This is a genomic window from Tenacibaculum geojense (genome assembly GCF_042676005.1).
Taxonomy (GTDB): Bacteria; Bacteroidota; Bacteroidia; order Flavobacteriales; family Flavobacteriaceae; genus Polaribacter; species Polaribacter geojense.
This window is the reverse complement of sequence record NZ_JBHTJR010000044.1, coordinates 1-22,191: the sequence shown is the minus strand read 5'-3', so window position 1 is coordinate 22,191 and position 22,191 is coordinate 1. Positions and strand designations below refer to the sequence as shown.

Below are 22,191 nucleotides of genomic sequence, written 5' to 3'. Positions count from 1 at the left end.
AAAAATTATATGAATGAACTAGCAAAAGTTGTTGGGTTAGATGGTAATTTACTAGTGTTTCATGATCATTTAGTAATTGATAGAAATAATGTAAGTGGTTTCTTATCTGGATTTAAACACAAAGACAGGTTGAAATACTACTATTTTAGCGACATTTCAAGGATAGATTACAGAAAGCCTGGCATAATGGGGAACGGTTACTTTACTATTTATATGCCTTATTCAGAAGCCAATTCAACTGAAGATAAAAAAGTAAATACAATAACAGTAGAATCTACATTTTTTAAAAAGAAGTCTGCTAAAGTTCATGCAGTTTATGAGTTGATAATGCAAAAAATGAAATCAACTAAAACTTCAGATACAACCCATATTAATGTTACTAAACAAGCATATAGTAGCAGGTTAGATGAGCTACAAAAGTTAGGAGAGTTAAAAGCTTCAGGTGTTTTAACACAAGAAGAATTTGAAAAAGAAAAACAACGAATACTTAACGGATAGTTATCTTTTTTAGTCATTACAATTATAATTAATGATTTCTAAAATTTCGTTTTAAACCACGCATAATTAGCTTAACACTTAATTGTTCAATACCTACTATCAACAATACAATTATTGTAGTTTTGTAGTAGAAACACAAACTTATATCTTTTGAAAAACGAATTTCAATATTTATCCAAAACCTATCAATTAGAACGTTACCCTAAAACATCAGATGCTTCTCTGCGCGCATGGAGTAATGCGGAATTGTTAGCATTGGATTTTGTTGATGATTCAATTACAAATAATATCCATCTTTTTAATGACCGATTTGGAGTTTGGAACTGTACGTTAGCTGATAAAAATATAATTACTGTTTGTACGCATGCTAGTCAACAAAAAGCTATTGAACAGAACTTAGCATTGAATAATTTATCGGTTAATGTAAGCTATAAAACAGCTTTAGATGATTTAAGTACAGTAGAGTTAGCATTAATTAAAGTGCCAAAGTCATTAGAGCTATTTGAGTTGTTTTTGCAGCAAATTCATCAAGCTTCAACTTCAAAAACTAAAGTTGTTTGCGGATTTATGACAAAGTATTTTTCTGCATCTATGTTAAAAATTGCAGCTAAATATTTTGATGAAGTATCACAAACAAAAGCGTGGAAAAAAGCACGGTTATTAGTGTTAAAACAGCCAAAACAAGAAATTAAGAGCGAAGCGTTTGTTAATACTATTGAGTTTAACGGGAAAGAGTTTGTGCAACATTACGGAGTGTTTTCATCAGGTAGTATAGATATTGGTACGCAATTTTTTTTAGAGCATTTGCAAGTTCAACCCAATGAAAATAAAGTAATAGATCTAGCTTCGGGTAACGGAGTAATTGCTCATTTTGTTACTGAACAAAATCCAAATGCTGAGGTAACTTTGGTTGACGATTTCAACTTAGCTATTGAATCTTCCAAAATAAATCTAAAAGGCAAAAAAGCATCTTTTCTTTGTGCAGAAAACCTTTTGAGTTTGCACAATCAGAACTTCGATTTGGTTGTGAGCAACCCTCCATTTCATTTCGAACATGAAAATAACATTGAAGTCACACTGTCCTTATTTCAAGATGTTCATCAATGCTTAAAAATAGGTGGTAGATTTATGTTAGTGGCCAATGCTCACCTAAATTACAGTACACATTTAAACAAACTTTTTTCTAAAGTAAGTGTAGTCAACTCCAATAAAAAGTTTGAGGTTATTGAGTGTTTTAAATAAAGTTTAGTAAGTATTTATGTGTCCTTCCTTTGTCTTGTACTTAATTCGTTTTAGTAAGTCAGGAATCTATTTAACTCAACGAAAAATCATACGCAAATTCATCATCTGTTATTGGTTCACTACAGTTTTGTAAGTCACAAATAAACTCATCAATTTGAGCTTTGGTAACATTAGGCATACAAATAACGTGTGCAATGTCGCCTTCGGTAGCCAATTGCCATTTATCTTTAATTGCTTTAGATGTTTTGGGTAAAACCACAGTAATGGCATTTGGGTTTCTCCACGCATCAATACCAATCGCTTTTAACTGCGCTTCACAATATTCAGCAATAGCCAAACTATGTTGGTAGCGGGCTTTTAAACCTTCAATACCTAAACGTTTTAAAGCGTACCATAAAAATAAAGGCGAATGTCCGTTACGTGAACCTGTAATGGTAGTATCAAACGAACCGATATACGAAATACCTTTTGCAATTCGATCGCGATTCGAACGTTTTGCAATCAATACGCCGGTTGGAATAGGAGAACCAATAAATTTATGTCCGCTAATAGAAATACTATCGGCACCATCCATAAAATCGAACGGTAAACGTGGTTCCATAAACGGACCAAAAGTTCCTGCTAACGCAGCATCGCAATGAATATAATGATCTTGAATAGCCAAATTGCGTAAAATACCCTTAATTTTTGCCACATCATCTTTGGCTTCTTTCATGGTAGTACCAAAGGTAGATAAAACAATTACGGGTTTATGACGATTCATACGCACCGTATTTTCAAAATCTTCGTAATCCATTTCACCATTAGGTTGCGACTTGATAACAATACTAGGTACGTTTAACAAATGTAAATTTTTACGCACGCTGTAGTGAGTAGACTCTGAATAATACACCATGGCTTTTGGGTACAATTCACGCGCTAGGTATAAACCGTACAAATTACTTTCCGATCCTCCATTGGTTACATATCCCCAAAAATCTTTTGGGTTGGCTCTAAACAACTTTGCAAAAAAGGCAATTACCTCACGTTCCATTTCATGCGTTTGCACGCGGTAAGTACCTTGCTCAAACGGATCTCCTAAATTATTAACAGGAAACTGAAAAAACGCATTTAGCTCACTATAATCAAAGTCTTTAGATACTGGGTATCCTAAAAACGTATTTCGAGCTGTTTGTAAAGCCTCAAATAAGTTGTCTAACTGTTTTTTATCTGCTGAATTTAAGTTAGGTGTTTGCATTGCCAATAGTGTATTTTGGCGGCAAATGTAAGTGGAGGTTTTTTAATAAACTGATTTTTATGTCTAAAATAGATTATTTTTCTATTGATATAAATATTAATAGAAAAATAATTTAATAAGCTTTTGTTTTTGATGGTTTTGATGTGAGATTTTCGCTGTTGGTTTTGTATAAGTTTAGTGAGGGAGTTGATAAGTGAGCCACTTAGCTTAGACTTTTTCTTTATCGACTTAAAATTAATCAAATAAGTTTAATTGGATAAAGTAAAAAAGCCTAAAAATTATAGGAAAGAAATAAAAACCCACATAAAGTTTAGCCATTGCTGTAAAATTTAGCGACACGTTACATTTGTCTTAATCATTTTTTATATCTAAAATATTTTGATTTTTTATCGTAGTAGCTATTTCTTTCAATAAATTATCTGAAATTCCAATGCTAAGTTGATAACAGTTAATTAAAATAGTGTTGTCTTTATTACGATGTATCCAATACGGTTGAGAAGATTTATTATCAGCATTTTTAAGGTTTAGAAATTTAACTTTAAATATGTCTTCAATTTCATTCTTTTCTTCGTTAATATTAAAATAACCAACACCAGAAATTATAACAACCTTAAAGCTTCTAAAAAAGTCAGAGTTTAATATATTTTCTTTTCTAAATATTATTGAAGAGCTGTCAGCGTTTATCGTTTTTTTACTAGGGGTTGAATTAACCTCTGTTATAAATGCTTTGTCGTGGAAATCGATATTATTATTTAGAGGAGTGTCAAAGATATAATTAATCAATTTTTGATAATTCATCCATGTTACACTTGTTCCCATATTTCCTTTCCCATTATCTTTTTTTAGTAATTGTCCTTTGTAAGGAAATCTTGGATTAAATTCATTATAAATTAATTGCTTTTCATTCGTAACTTCTTCCTTTAACCAAAAATTAAAGTTTCCTAGTATTTCGGTTTTATATTGTTCTGAATTTTTTTCAAAAGCAGTTTCTTTACCTATAATTAGAATATCGGAATATGGATTTCCAGTTCCAATATACTTGTGTTCATCATTTACCAACTCAGTATTTAAACTATTCAATAGTTCAGTAAACTTTTCTTTTTTAGATTTCATTTTTTCGGAGCTATTTTTTACTACTATTAAAGACTATAGTTTCGTTTTAATGAACTATAGTCATCTATAGCGAATTTCACCAAAAACACGTTAAGAAACAAATTAAGTTTTTAACAATCAGTTTAATAAATAAGGTGACAAGCAACGTACTTTTTTCCTACTTTTGCAGCCTTAAAAATAACGTATGATTTCTGTAGATAATTTAGCGGTAGAGTTTAGTGGTTCTACCTTGTTTAGTGATGTGTCGTTTGTAATTAATCCTACCGATAAAATAGCCTTAATGGGTAAAAACGGCGCAGGAAAATCTACCATGATGAAAATTGTGGCAGGTGTACAAAAAGCTACACGCGGTGCCGTAAGAGCTCCTAAAGAAACCGTAATTGCTTACTTACCACAGCACTTACTTACAGAAGATGATTGTACCGTTTTTGAAGAAACAGCCAAAGCTTTTCAACACGTTTTTGAAATGCGCGATGAAATGGAACACTTAAATAAAGAGTTGGAAACGCGAACCGATTATGAGAGTGAAGCGTACATGAAAATTATTGAACGTGTTTCTGACTTAGGTGAAAAATACTACGCCTTAGAAGATGTTAATTATGATGCTGAGGTTGAAAAGGCGTTAAAAGGTTTAGGGTTTACAGCCGCAGATTTTAATCGTCAAACCAAAGAGTTTAGTGGTGGATGGCGAATGCGTATTGAGTTGGCTAAAATTTTATTACAAAAACCCGACTTAATTTTATTAGATGAGCCTACTAACCATATTGATATTGAATCGGTAATTTGGTTGGAAGATTTTTTAGTAAATAAAGCCAATGCGGTAATGGTAATTTCGCACGATAAAGCGTTTATTGATAATATTACCAATCGTACTATTGAGGTTACTATGGGCCGTATTTACGATTATAAAGCCAACTACTCGCATTACTTAGAATTGCGAAAAGAACGTAGAGCGCATCAGCAAAAAGCATACGATGAACAACAGAAGTTTATTGCAGAAACCAAAGCGTTTATCGAGCGTTTTAAAGGAACGTATTCTAAAACCAATCAGGTGGCTTCACGTGAGCGTATGTTAGAAAAGTTAGAAATTATTGAAATTGATGAGATTGATAATTCAGCTTTAAAATTACGTTTTCCTCCGGCACCACGTTCAGGAGATTATCCGGTTACAGTTAAAGATGTGGCTAAATCTTATGAAGATAAAGTAGTGTTTTCTGATGCTAATTTATCCATAGCAAGAGGAGATAAGGTATGTTTTGTAGGTAGAAACGGAGAAGGAAAATCTACCATGATAAAAGCTATTTTAGGTGAAATTGATGTGGACGGAACCTGTGCCTTAGGACACAATGTAAAAGTGGGGTATTTTGCACAGAATCAAGCTGCTTTGTTAGATCCGGATTTAACTATTTTTCAAACTGTTGATGAGGTTGCTGAAGGTGATATTAGAACTCAAATTAAAAATATTTTAGGTCGTTTTATGTTTAGTGGCGATGACTTAGATAAAAAAGTTGGTGTATTATCAGGTGGTGAGCGTACGCGTTTGGCAATGGTAAAATTATTGTTAGAACCAGTGAATTTATTGATTTTAGATGAGCCTACGAATCACTTAGATTTAAAATCCAAAGACGTGTTAAAAGAAGCCTTACAGTCTTTTGATGGTACTATGATTTTAGTTTCGCATGATCGTGATTTCTTGCAAGGATTATCTAAAAAAGTATTTGAATTCAAAAATCAACGAGTAATAGAACACTTTGAAACTATTGATGCGTTTTTAGAAAGAAATCGAATTAATAAAATAGCAGATATCAATTTAATGAGTTAAACCTTCTGTATCAGGTCTTTTAGGAATTATATTGTTTTTACTTGTTGACATTTTTTTAAACGAAGTAAACTTTTATGATTTTATTAATTGTATTTTGTTTTTAAAATTAATATATTGTCAATAAATCAAGTTTTTTGATTTGAATTTCATAAAATCTATTAATCCCTAAAATCCCCAAAAAATGAGAACAAGTGCTAAATTCAAAGCAATTGCAAAAGAACAAATCAAATTTCTAAAATTCCCTAAAGAAGAAGTACTACAAAAAAAGAATGCTATTGTAAGTCGTTTTAAAGACATTCAAAGAGCTTTATACTTAGGAAATATAGAACATCAAAAAGTAAAAATATTGTTTGCTGATGCTTCGGGCTATAAAAAAGTAGAAACCACCATATGGGGTGTCACCGATAAATCAGTAATATTAAAAGAATCTACCATTATACCTTTGTCTAGAATTATTAGTGTAGTATAAACAAAAACCTCGCCATTGGCGAGGTTTTTTAGTTTTATATGTTTTGAATATTAAGCTTCTGCTTGCATATAATCTTCAATAGGGTTACACGAACAAATTAAGTTTCTGTCACCATAAGCATCATCTACTCTTCTAACAGATGGCCAAAATTTATTTTCAGCAATATATTCAAGAGGAAAAGCAGCTTGTTTACGTGAATATGGTAAGTCCCATTCATCAGCCGTTAACATTTCTTGAGTATGCGGAGCATTTTTTAATACGTTGTTATTGTCTTCTTTGGTAACGTTGCTAATTTCTTGTCTGATAGAAATTAAAGCATCACAAAAACGATCTAACTCAACAATGCTTTCACTTTCAGTTGGTTCCACCATTATTGTACCTGCTACTGGAAAAGAAACTGTTGGCGCATGGAATCCATAATCCATTAAACGTTTAGCAATATCAACTACTTCAATACCGTTTTGTTTAAATTCACGACAGTCTAAAATCATTTCGTGAGCAGCACGTCCCATTTCTCCTGTATATAAGGTCTTGAAGTGGCCTTGTAAACGCTCTTTCATATAATTAGCGTTTAAAATAGCTATTTTGGTAGCGTTTGTTAAACCTTCAGAACCTAACATGGTAATATATCCGTAAGAAATTAAACAAGCCAATGCAGATCCCCAAGGAGCTGCTGAAATAGCAGTTATAGGATTGTCTCCACCTGTGCTAATTACTGGATTAGTTGGTAAGAACGGAACTAACTGTGGAGCAACACAAATTGGTCCAACACCTGGTCCACCACCACCATGAGGTATTGCAAATGTTTTATGTAGGTTTAAGTGACAAACATCGGCACCAATGGTTGCTGGATTTGTTAATCCTACTTGAGCATTCATGTTGGCACCATCCATATAAACTTGCCCACCATTATCATGAATAATTTGCGTAATTTCTTTAATAGCTTTTTCAAATACTCCATGAGTAGATGGGTACGTAACCATTAAAGCAGCTAAATTATCTTTGTGTTTTTCAGCTTTTTCACGTAAATCTTCAACATCTATATTTCCTCTTTCATCTGTTTTGGTAACCACTACCTTCATACCGGCCATTACAGCTGATGCAGGATTGGTTCCGTGCGCAGATGAAGGAATTAAGCAAATGTTTCTATGCGCATCTCCGTTTGCTAAATGATATGCTCTAATAACCATTAATCCAGCAAATTCACCTTGTGCACCAGAGTTTGGTTGTAATGATGTTGCTGCAAAACCAGTAACAACGTTTAATTGATGTTCTAGGTTTTTTAAAACTGTTTGATATCCTTCAGCTTGGTTTAAAGGTACAAAAGGGTGAATATTTCCCCATTGTGGATTGCTTAAAGGCAACATTTCAGAAGCAGCATTTAACTTCATGGTACAAGACCCTAAAGATATCATTGAGTGATTTAAAGCTAAATCTTTACGTTCTAATTTTTTAATATAACGCATCATATCTGTTTCAGAATGATACTTATTGAATACTTCATTGTTTAAAAACGAAGTGTTTCTTTTAACACCAGCCTCAATTACATCTGCAGTAATTAATTCTGTTACCTGAATATCTTGAATATTAAATGCTTGCTCAAAACAATCGATAATAGCATTTAGCTCTTTTAAACCAACAGTTTCGTTAATAGCAATAGAAACATGGTTAGCGTCAATATAATTGAAGTTTATTTTATGTGCTTCTGCTACTGGGCGTAAAACGTCTGCTTCAACTTCAATTAATAAAGTATCAAAGAATGAAGTGTTTTTATTTTTAAACCCTAATTTAGATAAAGCTTTAGCTAATGTTGCCGTAGTATTATGAACACGGTTAGCAATATATTCAATACCATTTTTACCATGATACACGGCATACATCCCTGCCATAACAGCTAATAAAACCTGAGCAGTACAAATGTTAGACGTTGCTCTTTCACGCTTAATATGTTGTTCACGTGTTTGTAGCGCCATACGTAATGCACGTCCACCATCAGTATCTTTTGTAACCCCTATTATTCTACCAGGAATACTTCTTTTGTAAGCTTCTTTAGTAGCAAAGTAACCAGCATGCGGTCCTCCATATCCTAAAGGAATTCCAAAACGTTGTGTAGTTCCTACAACAACATCTACACCAAATTCACCGGGAGCTTTTAAAACAGCTAAAGATAAAATGTCTGCAGCAACAGCTACTTTAATATCGTTTGCGTTCGCATTTTCAACAAAAGCGGTATAATCAAAAACTTGTCCGTACTTGCCAGGGTATTGTAAAATAGCCCCAAAGAATTCATCAGAAAAATCAAATTCAGCATGGTTTCCAATCACTAATTCAATACCAATTGGAATAGCACGGGTTTTTAATACTGATAACGTTTGTGGTAATATTTCTTCAGAAACAAAAAACTTATTTGCACCAGCTTTCTTTTTAGCTCTTTCTCTAACATCAAATAAAAGTGCCATAGCTTCGGCAGCTGCAGTACCTTCATCTAATAAAGAAGCATTGGCAAGTTCCATACCAGTTAAATCACAAACCATAGTTTGGTAATTTAACAAAGCTTCTAACCTACCTTGTGCAATTTCAGCTTGGTACGGTGTGTATGCAGTGTACCAACCTGGGTTTTCTAAAATATTACGTTGAATAACGCTTGGTAAAATTGCTTCGTGATATCCTAAACCAATGTAGCTTTTAAAAACTTTGTTTTTAGAACCTAATTCATTTATGTGGTTTAAGTATTCATATTCGCTTAAGGCAGCAGGTAAATCTAGGCTTTGTTGTAAACGAATATCATCTGGAATTGTTTCGTAAATAAGTTGGTCTACACTGTCAACTCCAATGGTTTGTAACATAGTTTCTTGCTCACCAGAGCTTGGTCCGATGTGGCGTAACTGAAACGAATTTGTATTCATCGATTTGTGTTGTTATTTCTGATGTCAAAAATAATTAAAACTTAAAGATTTTTTAACCTATCTGCCGTTAAATTTTCAACCGTTTTTTAAGGTTATGAACAAAAGATTACCTTTGCTTTGTGAATTTTATAAAAACACTCTTTAAATTTTACATAAACGCTAGTATTCATGTTGCACTGGCGGTTTATGCTTTGGTTAGAATAACCGAAGATTATTATGGTTTACCTTATAACGAGCCGTTAGATTATTTTATATTTTATGGTACTATTACGGGCTATAATTTTGTGAAATATGCTGGTGTAGCAAAATTACACCACATAAGCTTAACAAAGCACTTAAGATTAATACAGCTTTTCTCATTGGTTTGTTTTGTATTGATGTTGTTTTACGGTTGGCAGTTAGCAGATAAAACCTTAATCGCTTTTATTCCATTAGCGTTATTAACATTGCTATATGCGGTTCCTTTTTTATTCGGTTTTACAAAAAATCTAAGAAATATAGCATCTTTAAAAATAATAATAATAGCTATTGTTTGGGCTGGTACAACAGTTTCTGTTCCGTTGTTAGATGTTTCTTTACCAGTTAATTATCAAGATAACTTGTTTTTAATGCAGCGTTTACTGTTTGTTATTGTGTTAACACTTCCTTTTGATATAAGAGATTTACAATACGATAAAAAGCATTTACAAACCATACCGCAACTCATTGGAATTGAAAGAACTAAAAAGCTAGGTTTTGTATTGCTTGGTTTTACCATGTTATTAGAGTTTTTTATAACACCTTCACCCAATTATAAAACTGTTTTTTTAGTGGTTTTTTTATTGTTATTAGTGCTGTTACAAAGAGCTAAAAGAAAGCAAACAAGTTACTATGCTTCTTTTTGGGTAGAAGCAGTTCCTATAATATGGTGGTGTTTACTTTTAATTTTTACTAATAATTAGCGTTTTTTTTATGTAATTATAAATAAATGTGGTGTATTTAAAGTAAATATTAAAAAACTATTTTAAATATCTATTTCAGTAGTATTTAATAAAAAAGCTTTGTAATTTTCGGAACTAAACAACACAACACCACACAATGATTAATTCAAAAACGAATTATATTTTTGATTTTGATAGTACGTTAACTAGGGTAGAAGCGCTGGATGTTTTAGCTGAAATCACATTAGCTCAAAACCCCAAAAAAGATGAGATTATTGAAGAGATTATCAATATCACTAATTTAGGGATAGATGGTGAAATATCTTTCACCCAATCTTTAGAAAGAAGAATAAAGCTATTAAATGCTAAACGATCCGATTTAACTCTATTAATTGAAGAACTAAAAAAGCTAGTATCCTCGTCAATTGAGAACAACAAAGAGTTTTTTGAAAAATATGCTGACGATATCTATGTGATTTCAGCAGGTTTTAAAGAATTTATAGATCCTATAGTTGCCGCTTATAATATTCCATCAAGTAGAGTGTATGCTAACACTTTTGAGTTTAATGAGGTAGGAGATATTATAGGTTTTGATAGAGATAATGTTTTATCTTCACACAATGGTAAAATTCAGTGTTTAAAAAACATGAAATTACAAGGTGAAATTCAGGTTATTGGAGATGGTTACAGCGATTATGTAACTCGTGAAGCAGGTGTAGCTGACAAGTTTTTTGCCTTTACTGAAAACGTTACTCGAGAAAAAACGGTACAGAATGCCGATTATATTACACCAAATTTAGACGAATTTTTATACATAAACGATTTGCCAAGAAATATATCTTATCCAAAAAACCGCATCAAAATGTTATTGTTAGAAAACATTCATCCAGATGCGTATGAAAAATTTAGTAACGACGGATTTACCGTTGAAACCATTTCTAGAAGTTTATCTGAAGACGAATTAATAGAAAAATTACAAGATGTTCATGTGTTAGGAATAAGATCCAAAACTCAAGTAACAGAAAAAGTTATTAAAAATGCTCCTAAATTATTAGCAGTTGGTGCTTTTTGTATTGGGACAAAGCAAATAAATTTAGATGCATGTAAAGAAGAAGGAGTTGTTGTTTTTAATGCACCTTACAGTAACACCAGATCTGTAGTTGAATTGGCTATTGGAGAGATTATTATGTTAATGCGAAGTGTTTTTCAACGAAGTTCTGAGCTACATAATGGTCAATGGAACAAAACAGCACAAGGTTCTAAAGAGGTTAGAGGTAAAAAACTAGGAATAGTAGGTTACGGAAATATTGGTAAACAATTATCTGTTTTGGCAGAGGCCTTAGGAATGGATGTGTATTACTATGATGTTGAAGACAAACTAGCTTTAGGAAACGCTACTAAAATGAATTCTTTGTCAGATTTATTAGCCATTTCTGATGTTGTTACTTTACATGTAGATGATAACGCTTTAAATAAAAACTTTATAGGAGCTAAAGAAATAGCTCAAATGAAAGAAGGGGCGCATTTAGTGAATCTTTCAAGAGGTTTTGTGGTAGATATTGCGGCACTAGTCGCTGCATTAAAATCAGGAAAAATAGCAGGTGCGGCGGTAGACGTGTACCCTGAAGAGCCAAGAAAAAATGGAGATTTTTATACAGAATTAAAAGGATTACCTAATGTAATTTTAACTCCTCATGTTGGAGGAAGCACAGAAGAGGCACAAAGAGATATTGCAGATTTTGTTCCAGGTAAAATAATGGCATACATTAATTCTGGAAACACTGTTGACGCAGTAAACTTTCCAAATATCAGATTGCCAAAACAACACAATGCACACCGCTTTTTACACATTCATAAAAATGTGCCTGGTGTAATGGCTAAAATAAATAAGTTACTAGCTAAGTATGAGTTAAATATTACAGGACAATTTTTATCTACTGATGAAAAGGTTGGATATGTAATTACAGATGTTGATAAAGAATACAATCAAGAAGTAATTAAAAAACTACGTGAAGTAGAAGGTACTATTCGCTTTAGAGTTTTATATTAAAATAGTAACTATTTTAATTAAATTTAAGCCTAGTTAATTTTAAATTAACTAGGCTTTTTTTATGTAAGTTTGGTTAGTTGTAATGTTTTATTAGAAAATAGATCTATTCTAAAGTATTTACAAAATCTAGCACTTCATTTAAATGTTTTTGTTTGGTTTCTTTTTTAGAAAGGCCTTTAATACGACTCACTGCGCCATTAAATATATGACTAATTGTTAATGGAGAGCCTTTTTTACTACTACTATGACAAGAAAAACAATTTCCCATAGTAGTTACTGATTGTTCATGAATTGTAGCTGGAGGATTAAATCCTAGTTGCTCAAAGGTTTCCATAGTAATATTATAAGCAGCTACAGACCCTCTAGTTAATTTGTTCGGAGCAGAATTACTTAAATCACTCCCTAATTCATTTAGTAATTTAGCTTGTTCAGTAGGATAGCTATAGCCTTCAGTGTCAATCCAAATAGAGCCATTGTAATAATAGTTTTTCCAAATATCTTTTAGTTGAGATTTAACATTTTTATTTATTGCTTCAATATTGTCATAATTAGTTTTACCATCTTGACTAGTTTTTAAATACCCATTTTTAGATGTTCGTGGTACTCCATATTTATTAACAGCAAATACGTTTGAACTATCTTTTGAAGGGTTTTTATAATGACTAGCAAGGTTGTCAATTGTTCCAGTTGCGTTTTTATTGAAGAAAAGTTTGTTGTTTTTCGTGGTAACTGGAATATCATTTGTTGTAGTTTCTTTCCAATTATAATACGGAACTAAATCATCATGCTCAAAAGTAGCCCAAATAAATTCAGGATGATTATAAACAAGCCCTACAACATGCATTCCTAATAAAGCTATTTTTGTGTCTTCTCCATTTAAAACAGCATTAGTTATAAAATAGGAACTATTATCTTTTATAGCTTTAGCATCTACCCAAGCTACTTTTAATTCTAAAGAACCAACAGGAAAAGTAGCATCGGTGTATTTATCTTTATCCATTACTGCATATTTCTCGATGCTTTTATGTAGAATATTATTTACGTGAATAGAATAATATACATCGTAACTATTGTTATCTACACTAAAACTTTTATTTGTTTTTAAGATATCTCCCGTTGCCTGAACATTGTCTGTTGCAGTAAGAATAATTTTTTGATTGCCATTAAGTTGTTTTACTGGAGTATTTTGGTTATCAACCTGTATTAATTCTTTTAAAAATAAAGGTTCTCCTGAAACATCATTGGTTAGCCAAAGAAATTTTTGCCATGACCATTGATGAAAATCACAATTTGATACCGTTTTATTATTTCCAAAAACACTTGACTTTCCTTCTTTTGGAGCTTCTGTTTTTCTTTTTCCTGTTAAAGAATCCATAGCAAACCAAGATGAAGAGGCTAAACAAGAATCATTGTTTTCAATAATTGCATAAACGTTAGTTTTAATATTTTCTTTTTTTTCTTTTTTCTCACAAGATGTTAGCATGGTTATACATGCAAAGGCGGTTACAAGTTTGATAGTTTTCATGGGTAAGTAATTTGATTTGAGATTAAAGTTACATTTTTTAAGAGTTTGTAATTCAAACAATGTCTTAAGTGAATTTAATTAAGGTATGAGCACTAAAAACTAAAGCATGAAAAGTTTAGGTTTAGTTTTTTATCTTTGGATAAAATCTATTTTGTTAATGAATTATCAAAACACGTTAGCTTACGCACAACAACAAGATAATGAAGATAAACTTTCTTATTTAAGAGATAAATTTCATATTCCAACTGATAAAAAAGGGAATCCGTGGTTATATTTTACAGGAAACTCTCTTGGGCTTCAACCTAAAACTACACAACAATATATACAACAAGAATTAGATGATTGGGCAAAATTTGGAGTAGAAGGACATTTTGAAGCCAAAAATCCGTGGATGCCTTACCATGAGCTATTAACCAATAAAATGGCAAAAATAGTTGGAGCAAAACCAATAGAAGTAGTAGTAATGAATACGTTAACTACGAATCTTCACTTGTTAATGGTTTCATTTTATCAGCCAACAAAAACAAAATTCAAAATAGTAATAGAAAGTGATGCTTTTCCGTCAGATCGTTATGCGGTTGAATCTCAACTTAAATTTCATGGTTTCAACCCCAAAGAAGCATTAGTAGAATGGTCACCAAGAAAAGGAGAAGAGCTTTTACATATTGAAGATTTAGAAAACATTTTAGAAAAAGACGGAGATGCTATTGCCTTATTGTTAATTGGCGGATTAAATTACTACACGGGTCAGTATTTAGATTTAAAAAGAATTGCAGAATTAGGTCATGCTAAAAACTGCATGGTTGGTATAGATTTAGCTCATGGAGCTGGAAATATACAGCCAAATTTACATGAAAGCGGTGTTGATTTTGCTGCTTGGTGTACTTATAAGTATTTAAATTCAGGGCCTGGAAGTTTAGCAGGGTTATTTGTTCATGAAAAACATGCGAATAATAAAGATTTACCAAGGTTTGCTGGATGGTGGAATCATAATAAAGAAACACGGTTTAATATGCGTCAACCTTTTGATGTTATGCCAGGGGCAGAAGGATGGCAATTGTCTAACCCACCTATATTATCTATGGCAGCTATAAGAGCATCTTTAGATATGTTTGATGAAATTGGTATGGACGCATTGAGAGAGAAATCTGAAAAGTTAACAGGATATTTTGAGTTTTTAATTAACGAAATAGATACAGATAGGATAAAAATAATAACACCTACAAAAACATCAGAAAGAGGTTGTCAATTATCTATTCAGGTAAAAAATGCTGATAAGTCACTACATCAAAAATTAACGGATAAAAATATTATAACCGATTGGCGTGAACCAGATGTTATTAGATGCGCCCCTGTACCAATGTATAATACTTTTGAAGATGTATTTACAATGGTTTCGATATTAAAAACACTATTATAAAATGAAATGGTGGAGGTTTCTCTTTTTTGTGTGTTTGTTTTTGTTAATTGTTACCAATATAGGATGGTTTTATATTGCTTTAGACAATGCTGTAACTAATTCTTACACTGATGTGGTTTTAAATGAATATCAGAGCGATGCTCAAATTTTAAAAAATATGCTCAACTCTTTTAAAACAAAAAATGAGTTGCTAGAGTTTGTGAATAAACATGATATACCACATTCTTCAATGCAAAAAGGAGATCATTTTATCATAAGTTTTAGTTCTTTCGATATTTTTTTCAATTCAAATGGAGATTTAAGTAATGAGTACAAAAGATAATATATTAATAATTGGAGCTGGTTTATGTGGTAGTCTATTAGCTTTACGTTTAGCACAAAGAGGTTATAAAGTTACTGTTTATGAAAGCAGACCAGATTTACGTAAAGTAGATATTTCTGCTGGCCGTTCTATAAACTTAGCATTGTCAGACAGAGGTTTCAAGGCACTTCGTTTAGCGGGTGTCGATAAATTGGCTAAAGAAATTTGTATTCCTATGTATGGTAGGTTAATTCATGACAAAGAAGGGAATACATTCAACTCTAATTATTCTGGAAGAGAAGGAGAGTATATCAATTCCATTTCAAGAGGAGATTTAAATGCAATTTTACTTACTGAAGCTGAAAAACATGAAAATGTAACTATTTACTTTAATAAGAAATGTAAACGAGTTTCTTTAGAAAACAATGAAGCAACTTTTAAATGTTATACTACCCAAGAAGAAACCAAAGTAAAAGGAGATGTTATTTTTGGAGCAGACGGGGCTGGTTCTTCTTTGAGAAAAAGCTATTATTTAGAAAGAAAGTTCTTATTTAGTTATTCTCAAAACTATCTAACACACGGATACAAAGAGTTAGAGATTCCAGCGGATGCATTAGGGAATCACCAAATAAGTAAAGATCATTTACATATTTGGCCACGTGGAGATTATATGTTAATAGCGCTTCCAAATTTAGATGGTAGCTTTACAGTAACGTTATTTTTAAGTTATGATGAAGGTGAGTACAACTTTAATAATTTAACATCAGAGGAGGCAATTACAACTTTTTTTCAAAAAGAATTTCCAGATGCATTAGCACTAATTCCAAGTATTAAAGATGAGTTTGTTAACAATCCAACAGGTGCTTTAGGAACAGTTAAATGTTCACCATGGTCTTATCAAAATAAAACGCTATTAATAGGTGACGCTGCTCACGCTATTGTTCCTTTTTACGGGCAAGGAATGAATGCTTCTTTTGAAGATGTTTTAGTGTTTGATAGTATGCTAGATATGTACGAAGGAGATTGGGAAAAAGTTTTTAAAGCATACGAACAAAACAGAAAACAAAACACCGATGCAATTGCAGATTTAGCAATTGATAACTATTATGAAATGCGAGATCATGTAGCAAATCCATTGTTTAAAGAAAAAAGAAAAATAGAAATGGATTTAGAAAAAGCTTTTCCTGAACATTATTTTTCTAAATATTCTATGGTTACATTTAATGAAAATATACCTTATGCAGAAGCCATGAATATAGGGAGAGCACAAGATAAAGCATTGTTAAACTTAATTGCAGATGATGAGGTGTCAACATCTTTAGAAATGACAACAAAAGAACTTGAAATAATATTGAAAAAAGTTCAAGAACAAACCAATGAAATTTTAGAAGAAGATAAAATTGCTGGATTGAAATAAAATGTAAGTTAAAAGATTAGATGTAATGAATTGCTATATTGTTTTGTTAAGAGGGATAAATGTTTCAGGAAAGAATAAACTTTCAATGCAAGAGTTAAAAGTTATGCTATCGGATTTAAATTTTACAGAAGTAAAAACATATATACAAAGTGGAAATATAGTTTTAAAATCTACCGATGAAATTTCGATAGTTAAAAATACAATCAAACAGGGTATAGCAAATACTTTTGGTTATGATGTTCCTGTATTAGTTAAAACTATACAAGCCTGGGAAAAAGCCATTCATAATAATCCTTATACAAACGAGGATAAAAAACAACAATACTTTACTTTCTTATCAGAAGCCTCAGAAATAAAAAGTATTGAAGTTGATGTAAAAGCAGATACTTATAAAATAATAGATGATGTTGTGTATGTAAATGCAGTTGGAGGTTACGGGAAAACTAAATTAACAAACAATTTGTTTGAAAAGAAACTGAACGTAGTTGCAACCACAAGAAATTTAAAAACAACTTTAAAGCTACTTGAATTATCTAAAGAGATTAAGGTATAAAAAATGGAAAAAAAAGTAACACCAAGAGGCGCCTACCCTCATGTTAAAATAGTAGGTGATTTTATTTTTGTTTCAGGTACGAGTTCTAGACGACCAGATAACACCATCGCTGGAGTAGAGCTTATTGATGAAATGAATACAAAAAAGTTAGACATTGAAATACAAACTAGAGAGGTCTTGAAAAATATAGACAAAAACCTTCAAACTGTTGGAGCTAGTTTAAAAGATGTAGTAGATGTTACTACGTTTTTAGTGAACATGAATGATTTTGCAGGTTATAATAAAGCATATGCAGAGTTTTTTGAAAAAGAAAATGGCCCAACAAGAACTACAGTAGCTGTCCATCAATTACCACACCCAGATTTGGTGGTAGAGATAAAAGTTACGGCATACAAGAAATAAAAAACCTTAAAGGAGATAGAGAATGAGAAGATTATGTTCTTTATTTTAGACTCTTTCATCTAATGAGTACAATGAAGATAAAAAACTACATAAACGGCGAATTAGTAACACCATTTTCTGACAGTTATATTGATAATTTCAACCCCTCTGTTGGTGAAATATATGGTCAGATTCCCAATTCTAACAATAAGGATGTAGAAGAAGCATATCAATCGGCTAAAAAGGCTTTTCCAGCTTGGTCAACTACAACATTAGCAAATAGAAGTAAAATTCTTTCCAACATAGCTCGTTTAATTGAACAAAAATTGGATGTTTTAGCTGAAGCAGAAGCTAAAGATAATGGCAAACCTTTAAGTTTAGCCAAAGCAATTGATATTCCGAGAGCATCGTCAAATTTTCAGTTTTTTGCAGATGCTATTACACAGTTTTCATCAGAAGCACATGAGAGTGTTGGTTTAGGAGTGATGAATTTTACGTTACGTCAACCTATTGGAGTAGTTGGTTGTATTTCTCCATGGAATTTACCATTGTATTTATTTACGTGGAAGATTGCTCCTGCAATCGCTGCTGGTAATTGTGTGGTAGCTAAACCTAGTGAAGTAACACCGATGACCGCCTATTTACTGTCTGAAATTTGTATAGAAGCAGGCTTGCCAAAAGGAGTTTTAAATATAGTTCATGGTTTAGGAGGTACTACAGGACAAGCAATTGTAGCGCATCCTAATATTAAGGCGATTTCATTTACAGGCGGGACCAAAACAGGCGCACATATAGCAAGCGTAGCTGCCCCAATGTTTAAAAAGTTGTCTTTAGAATTAGGAGGAAAGAATCCGAATATCATTTTTGCTGATTGTAATTATGATGACATGTTGGCAACAACAGTTAGATCATCTTTTGCAAATCAAGGTCAAATTTGTTTATGTGGAAGTCGAATTTTTGTGGAGAAATCTATTTATAAAAAGTTTAAAAAAGATTTTATTCTAAAAGTATCTGAACTAAAAGTAGGAAATCCATTTGATGCAAATACTAATATAGGAGCTTTGGTTTCTAAAGAACATTTACAGAAAGTAACATCTTACATTGATATTGCAGAGCAAGAAGGAGCAAAAATATTATTTGGAGGAAAAAAAGTTGAGGTTAAAGGTAGTGAGAACGGATATTATTTACAGCCAACAATTATTGAAGTAAATGATAATCAGTGTAAACTTAATCAAGAAGAAATTTTTGGTCCAATTGTTACTATAATGCCATTCTCGTCTGAAGAGGAAGCCCTCCAATTAGCAAATGATGTAGTATATGGTTTATCTGCTACATTATGGACAAATAATTTACAACGAACCATGCAATTTTCTAAATTGTTACAAACAGGAATAGTATGGGTAAACACGTGGCTTTTAAGAGACCTCCGTACACCCTTTGGCGGAACTAAAGCTAGTGGTGTTGGAAGAGAAGGAGGTTTTGAGGCCTTACGCTTTTTTACAGAGCCAAAAAATATTTGTATTAAATATGAATAAAGAAATAAGAGAGAGAATTATAAAAATATGCGATGAAAAAATACAGAAAAAAGGAGACAATGTAGGTCTTTCTTTTTATGCCTTTTTCAAGAATAAAAATGACACACCAGAGTTGTTAATGGAAGTTGCTGAATGGTGGATTAAAACACATCAATTAGATCATTTTGAGAAAGCAATTAAAATTAAAAAGATGATTAAAAATATCTAAACAATGAATTTAGAATTACAAAATAAAAACGCCTTAGTATGTGGAAGTACACAAGGTATTGGAAAAGCTACCGCTATAGCTTTAGCTAAAGAAGGCGTAAATGTTACTTTAATAGCCAGAAATGAAGATAAACTGAAAGCTGTTTTATCAGAAATTCAAGCAGAATCTAGTCAAGACCAAAAGCACACGTATTTGGTAGCAGATTTTTCAAATCCTAACGCTCTAAATACAGTTTTACAAAATAATAATTCAAAGTTTCATATTTTAATTAATAATACAGGCGGACCTGCTGGCGGACCTGCTTTTGATGCTAAGTTAGATGAATTTGAACGTGCATTTACCATGCATTTAAAATGTAATCATGTATTAGTACAGGCGTTAGTACCTTATATGAAACAGGAGGGATATGGAAGAATTATTAATATTATTTCTACCTCAGTAAAACAACCTTTAGATGGTTTAGGTGTTTCAAATACAATTCGAGGTGCTGTTGCAAACTGGAGTAAAACGCTGGCTAATGAATTGGGACAGTTTGGAATTACGGTTAATAATGTATTACCAGGGGCAACAGCTACCGAGCGTTTAAATGAAATAATTAATAATAAGGCAAGTAAAACTGGTAAAAAAGCAGAAGATGTTGAATTAATGATGAAAAATGCAATACCTGCTAAACGTTTTGCACAACCAGAGGAAACAGCAAGCGCTGTAACTTTTTTAGCAAGTGAACGCGCAGGGTATATTAACGGAGTTAATTTGCCTGTTGATGGAGGAAGAACAAAAAGTTTATAAGCTATTGGTTAATATATAGATATTTAACATTTTGTATCTTTAAACAGGAGATATTTTTACTTAAAACATCATATAATATGAGTAAGTTAGTACAACCACTTAATTTTAAAAAGTGGATAGATGAGCATAGACATTTATTAAAGCCACCTGTGGGTAACAAACAGGTTTGGGATAATGGTGAATATATAGTAATGGTAGTTGGTGGACCCAATAACCGTAAAGACTATCATTATAATGAAACCCCAGAATTCTTTTACCAAGTAGAAGGAGATATGGTGTTAAAAATTATTGATGATAAAGGAACTATGATTGATGTAGAAATTAATGAAGGTGATATTTATTTGTTACCAGCAAAAGTTCCACATTCACCTCAAAGAAAAGCAAATACAGTTGGTTTGGTTATAGAATATCCAAGATCAGAAGGAATGTTAGATGCCTTAGAGTGGTATTGTGAAAATTGTGGACATCAATTATACAGAGAAACTTTTCCTTTGGATAATATTGAAACAGATATGCCTATTATTTTCGACAAATATTATTCTGATATTCAGAAATGTACTTGTGATAAATGCGGTACAGTAATGGAAAAACCTAATAAAGTATAGTATCAACTACAACTAACAAACTAATCAAACATGGCAAAACGTAAATTAAGAATTAATGGACATTCTCATTTACTTCCATATCCCGAGGAAATTCCAGATTTCATGCAAGAAAAAGGAATCTTTTGGGTAGATAAAGATCGAAAATTCATGCTTCAAAAAGATTGGAGTAGACCCGTTACAGATTCCAGTTTCTTTTTAGATGAAAAGCTAGCATGGATGGAACATTTTAATATAGATCATGCAGTAGTATTAAATCTTTCTCAATTATATGGTAATGGTCTTCGATTAGAGGAAATGAAACAAGCGCTTCGTTTTCAAAACGATTTTAATGCTCGTGTGCAACACGATCATCCAGATAAATTTACTTGTGGTTTTGTGGTACATCCTGGTTTTGTAAGAGGTGCATGTTGGGAAATTGAAAGGTGCGTTGAGGTGTTAGGTATGCGTTTATTATGTTTACCAACGCATTATATGGACACAATTGGTACTTGGAGATGTATTTTTGATGAAGAAAATGAACCAATTTTTGAATTAGCAGATAAGTACAATTTAGCCGTAGAAATACATCCGTATGATGGAGAAAAATTTATCAAATTAGAAAATACTAGTTGGAGGTTTCATTTAATTTGGATGTTAGCACAATGTGCAGATGCATATCATTTTTTAACCTTAAATGGATATTATGAAAAGTTTCCTAACATGCGTGTTTGTTTTGCTCATGGAGGACAATTAGCACAAATGAATTTAGGAAGAAGAATTCAAGGTTTTGATGGTAGACCTGATCTTTTTGAAGGGAAGGTTCACCCTAGAAAAGCTGTAGGTCATAAAAATATTTTCTTCGATACCCTTGTACATGATACAGGTTCGTTGGATTTATTGATTAAAAATCAGGGTTCTAGTCAAGTTTTAATTGGATTAGATGATCCATATCCATTAGGAGAAATGCAAAGTGAAAAGCAGTCATCTTACCCTGGTAAAATATTAGATTTAGCTATTGAACGTAAGATTATTACTGAAGATGAGAAAAATGAAATGTGGGAAGATAACGTTTTACAATGGTTGTTTGGAGACGATCAAAAAGCTAAAGAAAATTTAGTTAATAAAATATTAGGATGAGTCGTCCTAAAATTGGTTGACAGTTTTAAAAAATATATTTAAACCAGAGAAGCTAGCTTCTCTGGTTTTTTGTTATGTATAAAA

The 22,191-nt window shown here is 31.9% G+C and carries 20 protein-coding genes; 16 read left to right on the top strand and 4 right to left on the bottom strand.

From position 1 onward, the window contains the following. Positions 1–9 precede the first annotated feature (9 nt). Positions 10–498 (top strand): SHOCT domain-containing protein, encoded by a 489-nt coding sequence (locus ACFQ1U_RS07360; protein WP_386106871.1) that lies wholly within the window; start codon positions 10–12, stop codon positions 496–498. A gap of 150 nt (positions 499–648) precedes the next feature. Continuing rightward, on the top strand, positions 649–1,740 hold the full coding sequence (locus tag ACFQ1U_RS07355) for a methyltransferase (protein ID WP_386106869.1): 1,092 nt from the start codon (positions 649–651) through the stop codon (positions 1,738–1,740). A gap of 70 nt (positions 1,741–1,810) precedes the next feature. Here the strand turns inward: ACFQ1U_RS07355 and ACFQ1U_RS07350 are convergent, their stop codons facing one another. Further along, positions 1,811–2,977, bottom strand: a complete 1,167-nt coding sequence (locus ACFQ1U_RS07350) for a histidine decarboxylase (protein ID WP_386106867.1) — start codon at positions 2,975–2,977, stop codon at positions 1,811–1,813. A gap of 351 nt (positions 2,978–3,328) precedes the next feature. Further along, positions 3,329–4,090, bottom strand: coding sequence for a hypothetical protein (locus ACFQ1U_RS07345; RefSeq protein WP_386106865.1), 762 nt, complete (start codon positions 4,088–4,090; stop codon positions 3,329–3,331). Positions 4,091–4,274: 184 nt separating this feature from the next. Here ACFQ1U_RS07345 and ACFQ1U_RS07340 point away from each other — a divergent pair, with 184 nt between their 5' ends. Together ACFQ1U_RS07340 and ACFQ1U_RS07335 are read left to right on the top strand one after the other, a co-directional pair. Next, positions 4,275–5,912 (top strand): ABC-F family ATP-binding cassette domain-containing protein, encoded by a 1,638-nt coding sequence (locus tag ACFQ1U_RS07340; protein ID WP_386106863.1) that lies wholly within the window; start codon positions 4,275–4,277, stop codon positions 5,910–5,912. 181 nt (positions 5,913–6,093) lie between these two features. Continuing rightward, positions 6,094–6,381 (top strand): hypothetical protein, encoded by a 288-nt coding sequence (locus ACFQ1U_RS07335; protein ID WP_386106861.1) that lies wholly within the window; start codon positions 6,094–6,096, stop codon positions 6,379–6,381. A 50-nt stretch (positions 6,382–6,431) separates the two neighbouring features. On the opposite strand, the gene gcvP is transcribed toward ACFQ1U_RS07335, so the two are convergent. Beyond that, on the bottom strand, positions 6,432–9,287 hold the full coding sequence (gcvP, locus tag ACFQ1U_RS07330) for an aminomethyl-transferring glycine dehydrogenase (protein WP_386106860.1): 2,856 nt from the start codon (positions 9,285–9,287) through the stop codon (positions 6,432–6,434). 119 nt (positions 9,288–9,406) lie between these two features. On the opposite strand from gcvP, the gene ACFQ1U_RS07325 reads away from it, so the two are divergent. Together ACFQ1U_RS07325 and serA are read left to right on the top strand one after the other, a co-directional pair. Further along, positions 9,407–10,228 (top strand): hypothetical protein, encoded by an 822-nt coding sequence (locus ACFQ1U_RS07325; protein WP_386106858.1) that lies wholly within the window; start codon positions 9,407–9,409, stop codon positions 10,226–10,228. Positions 10,229–10,364: 136 nt separating this feature from the next. Further along, positions 10,365–12,257, top strand: a complete 1,893-nt coding sequence (gene serA, locus ACFQ1U_RS07320; protein WP_386106856.1) for a phosphoglycerate dehydrogenase — start codon at positions 10,365–10,367, stop codon at positions 12,255–12,257. A gap of 103 nt (positions 12,258–12,360) precedes the next feature. On the opposite strand, the gene ACFQ1U_RS07315 is transcribed toward serA, so the two are convergent. Then, positions 12,361–13,782, bottom strand: coding sequence for a hypothetical protein (locus tag ACFQ1U_RS07315; protein WP_386106854.1), 1,422 nt, complete (start codon positions 13,780–13,782; stop codon positions 12,361–12,363). A 157-nt stretch (positions 13,783–13,939) separates the two neighbouring features. Here ACFQ1U_RS07315 and kynU point away from each other — a divergent pair, with 157 nt between their 5' ends. The 10 genes from kynU to ACFQ1U_RS07265 all read left to right on the top strand — a co-directional run bounded on the left by kynU (position 13,940) and on the right by ACFQ1U_RS07265 (position 22,107). After that, positions 13,940–15,202, top strand: coding sequence for a kynureninase (gene kynU / locus ACFQ1U_RS07310; protein WP_386106901.1), 1,263 nt, complete (start codon positions 13,940–13,942; stop codon positions 15,200–15,202). Between the two features lies 1 nt (position 15,203). Continuing rightward, complete coding sequence (locus ACFQ1U_RS07305; RefSeq protein ID WP_386106852.1) at positions 15,204–15,524, top strand: hypothetical protein; 321 nt, start codon at positions 15,204–15,206, stop codon at positions 15,522–15,524. Then, a complete protein-coding gene (locus ACFQ1U_RS07300; RefSeq protein WP_386106850.1) occupies positions 15,508–16,920 on the top strand; it encodes an FAD-dependent oxidoreductase in 1,413 nt (470 codons plus the stop codon). The genes ACFQ1U_RS07305 and ACFQ1U_RS07300 overlap by 17 nt, the downstream gene beginning before the upstream one ends. Positions 16,921–16,945: 25 nt before the next feature. Then, on the top strand, positions 16,946–17,473 hold the full coding sequence (locus ACFQ1U_RS07295; RefSeq protein ID WP_386106848.1) for a DUF1697 domain-containing protein: 528 nt from the start codon (positions 16,946–16,948) through the stop codon (positions 17,471–17,473). Positions 17,474–17,476: 3 nt separating this feature from the next. Next, positions 17,477–17,875 carry a RidA family protein gene (locus ACFQ1U_RS07290; RefSeq protein WP_386106846.1) on the top strand — a complete coding sequence of 133 codons (399 nt, stop codon included), beginning with the start codon at positions 17,477–17,479 and terminating at the stop codon, positions 17,873–17,875. 71 nt (positions 17,876–17,946) lie between these two features. Then, entirely contained in the window at positions 17,947–19,389 is a 1,443-nt protein-coding gene (locus tag ACFQ1U_RS07285; protein WP_386106844.1) for an aldehyde dehydrogenase, read from the top strand. Next, the gene (locus ACFQ1U_RS07280; protein WP_386106842.1) at positions 19,382–19,597 is read left to right on the top strand and encodes a DUF6500 family protein; all 216 of its coding nucleotides are present in this window, start codon (positions 19,382–19,384) and stop codon (positions 19,595–19,597) included. The genes ACFQ1U_RS07285 and ACFQ1U_RS07280 overlap by 8 nt, the downstream gene beginning before the upstream one ends. Before the next feature lie 3 nt (positions 19,598–19,600). Beyond that, the gene (locus ACFQ1U_RS07275; RefSeq protein ID WP_386106840.1) at positions 19,601–20,386 is read left to right on the top strand and encodes an SDR family oxidoreductase; all 786 of its coding nucleotides are present in this window, start codon (positions 19,601–19,603) and stop codon (positions 20,384–20,386) included. A 77-nt stretch (positions 20,387–20,463) separates the two neighbouring features. Continuing rightward, positions 20,464–20,991 (top strand): 3-hydroxyanthranilate 3,4-dioxygenase, encoded by a 528-nt coding sequence (locus tag ACFQ1U_RS07270; RefSeq protein ID WP_386106838.1) that lies wholly within the window; start codon positions 20,464–20,466, stop codon positions 20,989–20,991. A gap of 30 nt (positions 20,992–21,021) precedes the next feature. Then, positions 21,022–22,107, top strand: coding sequence for an amidohydrolase family protein (locus tag ACFQ1U_RS07265; protein WP_386106836.1), 1,086 nt, complete (start codon positions 21,022–21,024; stop codon positions 22,105–22,107). Positions 22,108–22,191 lie beyond the last annotated feature (84 nt).

What these genes read in the sequence shown, in the direction of transcription:
- ACFQ1U_RS07285 (WP_386106844.1), top strand. Translation starts at nt 17,947, where the DNA reads ATGAAGATAAAAAACTACATAAACGGCGAATTAGTAACACCATTTTCT.
- ACFQ1U_RS07270 (WP_386106838.1), top strand. Translation starts at nt 20,464, where the DNA reads ATGAGTAAGTTAGTACAACCACTTAATTTTAAAAAGTGGATAGATGAG.
- ACFQ1U_RS07360 (WP_386106871.1), top strand. Translation starts at nt 10, where the DNA reads ATGAATGAACTAGCAAAAGTTGTTGGGTTAGATGGTAATTTACTAGTG.
- ACFQ1U_RS07315 (WP_386106854.1), bottom strand. Translation starts at nt 13,782, where the DNA reads ATGAAAACTATCAAACTTGTAACCGCCTTTGCATGTATAACCATGCTA.
- ACFQ1U_RS07280 (WP_386106842.1), top strand. Translation starts at nt 19,382, where the DNA reads ATGAATAAAGAAATAAGAGAGAGAATTATAAAAATATGCGATGAAAAA.
- ACFQ1U_RS07350 (WP_386106867.1), bottom strand. Translation starts at nt 2,977, where the DNA reads ATGCAAACACCTAACTTAAATTCAGCAGATAAAAAACAGTTAGACAAC.
- gcvP (WP_386106860.1), bottom strand. Translation starts at nt 9,287, where the DNA reads ATGAATACAAATTCGTTTCAGTTACGCCACATCGGACCAAGCTCTGGT.
- ACFQ1U_RS07265 (WP_386106836.1), top strand. Translation starts at nt 21,022, where the DNA reads ATGGCAAAACGTAAATTAAGAATTAATGGACATTCTCATTTACTTCCA.
- ACFQ1U_RS07345 (WP_386106865.1), bottom strand. Translation starts at nt 4,090, where the DNA reads ATGAAATCTAAAAAAGAAAAGTTTACTGAACTATTGAATAGTTTAAAT.
- ACFQ1U_RS07290 (WP_386106846.1), top strand. Translation starts at nt 17,477, where the DNA reads ATGGAAAAAAAAGTAACACCAAGAGGCGCCTACCCTCATGTTAAAATA.
- ACFQ1U_RS07335 (WP_386106861.1), top strand. Translation starts at nt 6,094, where the DNA reads ATGAGAACAAGTGCTAAATTCAAAGCAATTGCAAAAGAACAAATCAAA.
- ACFQ1U_RS07275 (WP_386106840.1), top strand. Translation starts at nt 19,601, where the DNA reads ATGAATTTAGAATTACAAAATAAAAACGCCTTAGTATGTGGAAGTACA.
- serA (WP_386106856.1), top strand. Translation starts at nt 10,365, where the DNA reads ATGATTAATTCAAAAACGAATTATATTTTTGATTTTGATAGTACGTTA.
- kynU (WP_386106901.1), top strand. Translation starts at nt 13,940, where the DNA reads ATGAATTATCAAAACACGTTAGCTTACGCACAACAACAAGATAATGAA.
- ACFQ1U_RS07300 (WP_386106850.1), top strand. Translation starts at nt 15,508, where the DNA reads ATGAGTACAAAAGATAATATATTAATAATTGGAGCTGGTTTATGTGGT.
- ACFQ1U_RS07295 (WP_386106848.1), top strand. Translation starts at nt 16,946, where the DNA reads ATGAATTGCTATATTGTTTTGTTAAGAGGGATAAATGTTTCAGGAAAG.
- ACFQ1U_RS07305 (WP_386106852.1), top strand. Translation starts at nt 15,204, where the DNA reads ATGAAATGGTGGAGGTTTCTCTTTTTTGTGTGTTTGTTTTTGTTAATT.
- ACFQ1U_RS07340 (WP_386106863.1), top strand. Translation starts at nt 4,275, where the DNA reads ATGATTTCTGTAGATAATTTAGCGGTAGAGTTTAGTGGTTCTACCTTG.